9 protein-coding genes are annotated in these 7704 nt (G+C 61.0%); 3 read left to right on the forward strand and 6 right to left on the reverse strand.

Features of this window, described 5'->3' with window-relative positions; translation table 11 throughout:
* Nucleotides 1-7: 7 nt before the first annotated feature.
* Both MKK88_RS26630 and MKK88_RS26635 read right to left on the reverse strand, forming a co-directional pair.
* Entirely contained in the window at nt 8-520 is a 513-nt protein-coding gene (locus MKK88_RS26630) for a hypothetical protein (RefSeq protein WP_244005177.1), read from the reverse strand.
* Between the two features lie 67 nt (nt 521-587).
* The gene (locus tag MKK88_RS26635; RefSeq protein WP_244005178.1) at nt 588-1487 is read right to left on the reverse strand and encodes a hypothetical protein; all 900 of its coding nucleotides are present in this window, start codon (nt 1485-1487) and stop codon (nt 588-590) included.
* 176 nt (nt 1488-1663) lie between these two features.
* On the opposite strand from MKK88_RS26635, the gene MKK88_RS26640 reads away from it, so the two are divergent.
* Nucleotides 1664-1996: a hypothetical protein gene (locus MKK88_RS26640; RefSeq protein WP_244005180.1), complete on the forward strand. Its 333-nt coding sequence runs from the start codon at nt 1664-1666 to the stop codon at nt 1994-1996.
* A gap of 118 nt (nt 1997-2114) precedes the next feature.
* Here MKK88_RS26640 and MKK88_RS26645 read toward each other — a convergent pair whose 3' ends face one another.
* Nucleotides 2115-2399 (reverse strand): hypothetical protein, encoded by a 285-nt coding sequence (locus tag MKK88_RS26645; RefSeq protein WP_244005183.1) that lies wholly within the window; start codon nt 2397-2399, stop codon nt 2115-2117.
* 463 nt (nt 2400-2862) lie between these two features.
* On the opposite strand from MKK88_RS26645, the gene MKK88_RS26650 reads away from it, so the two are divergent.
* Both MKK88_RS26650 and MKK88_RS26655 read left to right on the forward strand, forming a co-directional pair.
* The gene (locus MKK88_RS26650; protein WP_244005185.1) at nt 2863-3426 is read left to right on the forward strand and encodes a PilZ domain-containing protein; all 564 of its coding nucleotides are present in this window, start codon (nt 2863-2865) and stop codon (nt 3424-3426) included.
* A gap of 9 nt (nt 3427-3435) precedes the next feature.
* Nucleotides 3436-4506, forward strand: coding sequence for an HD-GYP domain-containing protein (locus tag MKK88_RS26655; RefSeq protein ID WP_244005187.1), 1071 nt, complete (start codon nt 3436-3438; stop codon nt 4504-4506).
* Between the two features lie 43 nt (nt 4507-4549).
* On the opposite strand, the gene MKK88_RS26660 is transcribed toward MKK88_RS26655, so the two are convergent.
* From MKK88_RS26660 to MKK88_RS26670, 3 genes are all read right to left on the reverse strand, one after another.
* Nucleotides 4550-6523, reverse strand: coding sequence for a PAS domain-containing protein (locus MKK88_RS26660; protein WP_409566714.1), 1974 nt, complete (start codon nt 6521-6523; stop codon nt 4550-4552).
* Nucleotides 6524-6604: 81 nt separating this feature from the next.
* Entirely contained in the window at nt 6605-6919 is a 315-nt protein-coding gene (locus MKK88_RS26665; protein WP_244005189.1) for a hypothetical protein, read from the reverse strand.
* Between the two features lie 497 nt (nt 6920-7416).
* On the reverse strand, nt 7417-7704 hold a 288-nt coding region (locus MKK88_RS26670), incomplete at its 5' end, for a hypothetical protein (protein ID WP_244005191.1).

The raw sequence follows: 7704 nt of genomic DNA on the forward strand, positions 1-7704 counted from the left end.
AGATATACTATCGACCTTGAGCATTTAGTCGCGTAACTTTGCTGTTTTTCTGCTCTTGATGAGCGTCGAAGATTGATCGATACCAGATCAAATCATGCAGGATCGTTACAGCACCTACAGCCTCTTTCAGCGCATAGCCAGTACTAGCCAAAACTACGATAAACAACCATTCGTTCAATCCGGCCGGAGGGTTTGCTGCCGCCAAAGCAATTAAGGCTGCACCGCTCAGCACAACAGCTATGATCTGGGCCGCTTGAACGTAGCTTATTTGGTAAAGGTATATCTTGAACACTCCGGTTTCTCGGAAATAAGTAGAAAACTTTGGTGCGCAAATATTCTCGAATATTTTTGCAAATGCATTCCAAGCAAGTGTAAGCAACAGTCCATTTAAGGTGAGTATCCCTGCATATATTGGTATCCCAACGCTTGCGTCGGAATAAAATTTTACGGATACGATCCGCTGGATAAATAGCGCTGCTAGCAGAAATAGCCCTATCCACCATGGGATTAGGCGCACCACGTTCCCGCTCCGGCTTTCCTCCGTGAGGTTCTCAAGCCATAACGTTAGGAATGTGGGTCGCTTGAGGTCATGCTCCGCCATAGAATTCAATCAGCGCCGCGGCTGCCTCTGCAAGCTCCGCTAGCTCGCTTTCTTGTGGCTCAAGATAGACGCGCAACTGCTGGGGTGCGCGCTGGATGTTCTGATTGCGTTCCTTATCTAGATCGAACTTCGGTTTACGCAATGCGACTTGGCGGCCTTCTGCTGTCGTCCCCTGAAGCCCGTATTGTCCATATCCGGCTTCAGCTAATCCAACCGCCTCCTCGATGCACCCGCCATCGTTCGCCTTCATGTCCCGACCTGGTGCCGGCGTAGCGCGTGCCCTTAGTGTCCCAATGTTATCGCGGGCGAGGAGGCTGCTGAGAATTTCGCCAGGATGCCGCGGGTGGGGATTGAATGGCCGCACATCAAAATCGAATCGAGAGAGCGACCAATCTCGAATCGCTTTCTGAGCATCGGCATGAGACGCAGCAAGCTCGATCCAGATGTCGCCACCCCGCACGGCTTGTCGAAATACACTTTTCATCCGACTGATAGCAGAACTTGCATTAATGTGGTTATCACCCGTTCTGTCGCTTATGGCAACTACGCCAAGTCTAGGGATGGCGACAAACCGCGCGTATTTCACAGCACTACTCCCGCTCCATTCCTCTCGCAGATCGTCAATCTCGCGATCATATAATGTTTCGGATCGCCCCGTTAATTGCTGGCCTACATACCAAGTCAAGACATTGTCTTCAATTACCTCAATTGCCTGAGGTTTCATGATTAATGTGTCGGCATCGTCTGGACTAGGATCTGATTTACGATGCGCGACAACTGTGCCGCGTATGTCCATTAAGGCTCTAAGCTGCTCACGCCCACTTAACGGACTCTCATCAACAGTCATCCGATAGCGGCACATTACATAGGGTATGTTGCGTGGCATCCAGCAGTCCATGACCAAGGCCGGCTTCAATGCGCGGTTGTCTCCTGTTCAGCGGTTTACGGTCAAGGTTGTGGATCGGGCTGTGCCGATACAGACGTCGACGATGATCCGTTTGCCGTGCAGCATGCCGTACTCAAGGGGATTGTCGACCACGGAGCGGCGGCTATCCTCCCACCATGCGCACAGCCCTCGCTGCCCTCGCTCTCGTCGTGGCTGCTGGCGGAGCGCAGGCTGCCGAGCAGCTGCCGAAGTTCAAGCCGAGCACCCTCTACTCGGATGCACGCGTTTCGCTCCTTGCGCTGGGTTGGCAGCCGGTGGCGGCATCGAACCGGTCATGCGATCAGCGCGAGATCACATGCGATACCTACCCTGAGGCTGAAACCTGCGCGCCGTTTGGATCGGCAGCCTGCTCGATGCTGTGGAAGCGCGGCGAGCAGCTCATCAGTGTCACGACGATCGGCGACAGCGATATCCTAGTCCGGTCCGCATCCTGCCGATCCGGCTGCTAGACGTGCCGACCAAGAAAAGCCCGCCGCGGCGGACCGGGCGGGCTTAGGAGGTTCGTGGTCTCTGGACGAACTGAGATCTGCCTAGAATAAAAATCGATCTCTGTCTGTCTCAGGAACGTCACTTCCCACTGGGAGCGGCATTGCTGCCCGTAGCACCGTTGCCGCCGCCGCTACCAGCCGGCGCACCAGGGGTCTTGTTGTTCACCCCACTCGCGCCGGGCTTCATCATCTGCGAGTTCGACATCATCGCGCGCTTCTTGCGATGGCGCTTCGCTCGCACCGTGGTGAGCATATCTGATGGCGACGAGACGCCAGCGACCGGGCCGGCCGGCACGGCGGCTGCGGGGAGTGACAGGACTGCCGAACCGGCGGCGGCGAGCACGGCGAGGGTCAGGAAACGCATGAGATATCTCCTTGCCGAGACGCGGTGAACTGCATCCGGCAGAAAGCAACTGTGTCATCTGTCTCGCGCTTCAATGGGCCTTCCATAGCTCTCACGACGCCCATCATCAGTGACAATCGCGAGTAAGCTGCACAGCCGTTATCTGCCTTCGTTGTCAGCCGACCGTGATCAGCCTCATGCCGCAGTAGGCCTCGCGTGAGAGTTTTCAGATCGGCTGCCGAGGGGCAGCGGTCGACCTCGACCGATCAGACTAACGAGTATCCGCGCAGATGGTGGAGGCGGCCGAGCCATGCGGTGAGGATCTGATGGCGGACGATGAAACGAACGCCACAGACGATCGTCCGCCAAGCCATTACGATCGCACCCTCGTGAAATTGAACGGCGTGCGTATCGTTGAGGTTATGACGAGTCGTAAACCTGGCTGTTGCTACCCTCCGTTGTATAACCTGGAGGGACAACTTCCGTGCCAGACCAATTCAAAATTACAACCATGGGTAGATATTGCGTGGCTGGGGGTGAGGATGTGCAGTGCCTCGCAGACGTATCAGCCACCGATGAGATTGAGCTGCGTCGACTCGCCGAAGGGCCTCTTCCCAAGACCGGGACGCGCGTTGCCTGCTACCTCGACAACATCGGCTTGATGGATGGTGTCGTGCTGCACGGGCGACGTGGCGGCTTCGTATTCCAAGTTGTGGCCAACGCTGAGCGTCGTTCTCGCATCGAGGCGCGTCTTGCTTGGCTACGAACTGCCGACGACCGGCACGACCAGCGCAAGGCCGCCCGCATCGTCCCAGTTCACCGCGAGGTACAAGTCCATCTGCTGGATGCCCGCGCCGCCAAAGCGCTCGTTGCCGATCTGTCCATGACCGGGGCCGCCCTGCTTCTGGACGAGCGGCCGCAGGTTGGCGCGACCGTGACGGTGGGCAAGCGCTACGCGACCGTGGTGCGGCACACCCCCGAGGGTGTCGGCGTGGCGTTTCGCCTGCCGTTCGGACCGCTGACCTTCAACGAACGTGTCATCCTCTAGGCGATCGCAATGGGCGAATTTTTGCTGATCACCGACGACGTCCATCGCGGACGACGCCTAGCCAGAGATCTCGTCGAGTGCGGGTCATGGCGCGTCCACGACCTCTATGACGAGGCTTTACCGACCGCGGGCGCCCGCTTGATCCTCAGCGACGTCGAGGGCCTGCACTCCGAGGCCCTCGTGCGGTTGCGTCGGGCCTTGGATCAAGCCCGCGGCAAGGGAGTGCCGTACCTCTTCCTCGTTCACGGCAACGCCGCACGGGCGGAGGCACAGGCTCGGATCCTCGGCGCGACCGATACACTCGCCGCGAATGCTGCCGGCCACCTCATCACCGGCAAGCTCGCAACGATGAGCAGAACCTGGTTGCCCGCGGCTGCCGCTCAAAGACATACGCTCCGTGCGAAGAGTTTCCTGGCAGATGCCTTCTTTTCCAATCAAGCGGTCACCCCGGCCGTGGCCGAGACAGGTACTGAGCTGATCGTGCAAGCCATCCGGGAGACGAGCGTCCACGACTGGGTGCAGTCGGTGCAGCGCTTCGACGACGTCACCCACCAGCACTGCCTGCTCGTCGCCGGATTGGCGGTCGCCTTCTCGGGCGCGCTCGGTCTAGGGCCAGCCGACCGTCACCACCTCGCGAAAGCCGCCCTGCTGCACGATGTCGGCAAGACGAAGATCCCGACCGCGATCCTGAACAAGCCGGGCAAGCTCGATGAGGCTGAATTTGCCGTCATGCGCACGCACCCGGCCGAAGGACACGCCATGCTCGTTGCCGGCGGCTTCGACGCATCGCTGCTCGCGGTCGTGCGCTCGCATCACGAGATGCTGGACGGGTCTGGCTATCCCGATAGGCTGAAGGAGGCCGAGATCCCCGACCTGGTCCGGCTGGTGACGATCTGTGACATCCACGCCGCGCTGATCGAACGGCGGCCGTACAAGGCTCCGATGGAAGCGACGAAGGCCTATGCCATTTTGGAGACTATGGCAGGCCGCCTCGACGCTGACCTCGTGCGCGCGTTCCGTCCTGTCGCTCACGCTCACACCAAAGCAGCGATGGGAGCGAGGGAGCAGTACGTCGCCTGATACGTCGAGGGATGACCCTGAACGGGCCGCCCTCTACGTATCATCACGCCACGCGTGCCGTCGCACTCTGGGCGGACGAGCGAAACTGTACGTTGACACTGGCGTCAGAGCGGTGCCGGACCTCGCAGCTGAACCGACGACCGTCTCCATCGAGGGTTAAGTCGAACCGCTCTGGAACCTGAGCATGCCTGCGCACGTGCAGTCGCGCCCCGCCATCCGACAAGTCGCGGACGGAGCACGCGATAGAGCTGCCGCCGGACGTGGTAATGGTCGCTGCCAACAGAACACGGGTCCGACGCTCGTTGCGCCTTTCCTCCATGCCGACGGTCCAATCATCCAGGCTGGTGCTGATGCTCGATACGCCGCCGGCCGCCTGTCGCATGCTCATTAGGATTTCGCCCGTCGCGCGCGCTTGCTCGTCCATCGAGCCACTCACGCCATCGACGTGCCCGCTGATCATGCCGATCGCCGCGGTGATGGTCGCCAAGGTCGTCGCCACCTCACCCGACACAGACTGCATGGCCGTGACTTCGCCACTGATCCGATCGGTCGCCTTCGCGGCCTGACCCGCCAACTCCTTCACCTCTGTCGCCACGACGGCGAAGCCCTTGCCTGCGGCACCTGCTCGCGCTGCCTCAATCGTAGCGTTCAAGGCCAGCAGGTTGATCTGCTGGGCGATGCCCGCGATCACTGCGCCGACGCCGCCCATCGCGCTAGCCGCAGCCTGCAGGCGTTCCGTGGCGGCATTCGCCTCGCCGGCACGTCCGTGAATGTCGTCGACGACGGTCTTCGATTGCGCCATGCTATGCGAGATCTCCTGCGCAGCCGCGTTCATCGTCTCGGCCGCATCCGTCACCGCCTGGACGTGATCCAGGGTCTTCTCGGCCGCCTCGATCGCTACGGACCGCGCCGCCATGTTGGCGGTGACGTCGGTGGCGTACTTGACGATCTTGATCAGACGACCGTTGGGGCCGAAGATCGGATTATAGCTCGCCTGGATCCAGACCGAGCGGCCACCCTTGCCGAAGCGCTGGAACATACCGGTGAAGAATTCGCCATCGCGCAGGCGCTCCCAGAACACTGCATACTCCGGAGTCTGTGCGTAGCCGGGCTCGACGAACATGGCATGGTGTTGCCCACGGATCTCCTCGATCCGGTAGCCGAGCGCTTGGAGAAAGTTCGGGTTGGCATCGAGCACGGTGCCATCGGGCGCGAACTGAATCACGGCCTGTGAGCGGTTGACAGCCGCGAGCTGGCCCGCCGCATCGGTGGTCTGGAGCTTGTGCGCCGTGATGTCGGTGGCGAACTTGACGACCTTGACCGGCACACCCTCTCGATCGCGGATCGGGTTGTAAGTGGCCTGGATCCAGATTTCGCGTCCACCCTTTGCGATGCGACGGAACTCGCCGGAGGCGAACTCGCCCCGGCCGAGCTTCGCCCAGAACTCGCGGTAAGTCACACCGGCTTGCTCGGCAGAATCCACGAACAGGCTGTGGTGACGGCCCTGGACCTCGTCGAGGCGGTAGCCGACTGCGGTGAGAAAGTTCTGGTTGGCGGTCAGGATGGTACCGTCGAGGGCGAACTCGATCACCGCCTGCGAACGGTGCAGCGCGTCAAGCTGCCCGTCGTGGTCGATGTTGCGCGTAACCTGCGCGGTGATGTCGGTGGCGAACTTGACGATCCGGGTGACCCGTCCGGCACGGTCGAGCACGGGGTTGTACGTCGCTTGGATCCAGACGGCGTGCCCGCCCTTGGCGACGCGCTTGAACTCGCAGGTCTGCGCCTCGCCGCGACGCAGAGCAGCCCAGAACGCGCGGTACGCATCGCCGTCACGCTCGACGACGGGGACGAACAGGGTGTGATGCTGCCCTTTCACCTCTGCGAGCGTGTAGCCCATCAGGTCGAGGAACAGGGTGTTGGCGCTGAGTACCGTCCCGTCAGAGGCGAACTCGATCCGCGCGCGAGATCTGTCGATGGCCGCCATGAGGGCGCGTAGGTCAGCGTCGAACAACGGCACCGGTAGAATTCCTATCTCGACGGAGCGACGCTCCAACCATGTAGGAAACTCTGGTTAATCGAGCGTCACCGACGAAGATTGCTACTGCACGTGGAGGGTGAGCTTCATCTTGGGGTGGATGCCGCACTGGATGATGAAGTCGCCCGGCTCCTTGAGGGTCAGCGTGGCCTGCTCGCCGGGCTCCTGATCGCCAGCGTCGAAGGCGAACCCATCGGCCTCGATGAAGGCGTGATGCACGGCGTTGTCGTCGCCGTTGACGAGGGTGATGGTGTCGCCCGTGTGCAGGAATAGATCGGTGGGATCGTAGTGCCTACCCTTTTGCAGGACGACCCTGATCGCGCTCGAAAGGCTGGCCTGGGCCGGTCCGAGCGCAACTATCCCCACCACGAACGCCATAGCAGCGCAGCGAAGGAGCGGAACCCGTAGATTGCAAATCGACACGGCTACAACCTGAATAAGAACTGTATTGGCGATAGTATCTATCGCCTCTAAAGCCCGCACCGCTTAACGTAAGTCGGTCTGGGCGTATAAATCTGCTATTGCTTCGCGAGCCATTGGTACGATGGGCGGTATTTTCTCTCTGTGCGCAACAGATCTGAAAGCATAGGCGGCATTGCAGGCGCAGTCGCGCTAATCGGCGCCGATGCTAGCTGAAACGGCGACATCGCCTTGCACGGCTGCTACAGTACCCGACCTGCCCGCATACATGCCCGAGGCGTTCGCGACGCCGCGCGGCCCAGCACGGGTAAGCAAGCGACGACAGGCGCATCCGGCCCAGTTCTCCGAATTCGCTTGTGACGCCTCGGCCGGGCAGTCGCGTAAGGGTCGGTGCGATGCGGCGGGACTAGAGACCGCAAGCGCCGGCTCAAGGCCTGTCTCTGCAAACAGTAACCTCAACCAGCCTCGCCTATGCCATAGGCGCGAGCGGCCTCTGCCATACGGCTGAGCTGCGTGAGATCCAACTCCATCTCGTCGATCTGCAGACGCTCGCCAAAGCCAGCAAGCTTGGGTCGCAACGCCTCGATCATCGTTGTGAGTGACTCCCCCAGGGCGCGGATCTGTGCCCCACGGGGCCCGAGATCCACCCCTTCGGCGAAGGCGCCGGCCAGGGCCGCCGTGAGACCCTGAACCTCGCCGAACGGAACGATGGAATGGGGTCCCACAGTGCTCATCGTCGCCTC

The sequence above is a fragment of the Methylobacterium sp. E-005 genome (assembly GCF_022829725.1).
In the GTDB taxonomy this organism is placed as follows: Bacteria; Pseudomonadota; Alphaproteobacteria; order Rhizobiales; family Beijerinckiaceae; genus Methylobacterium.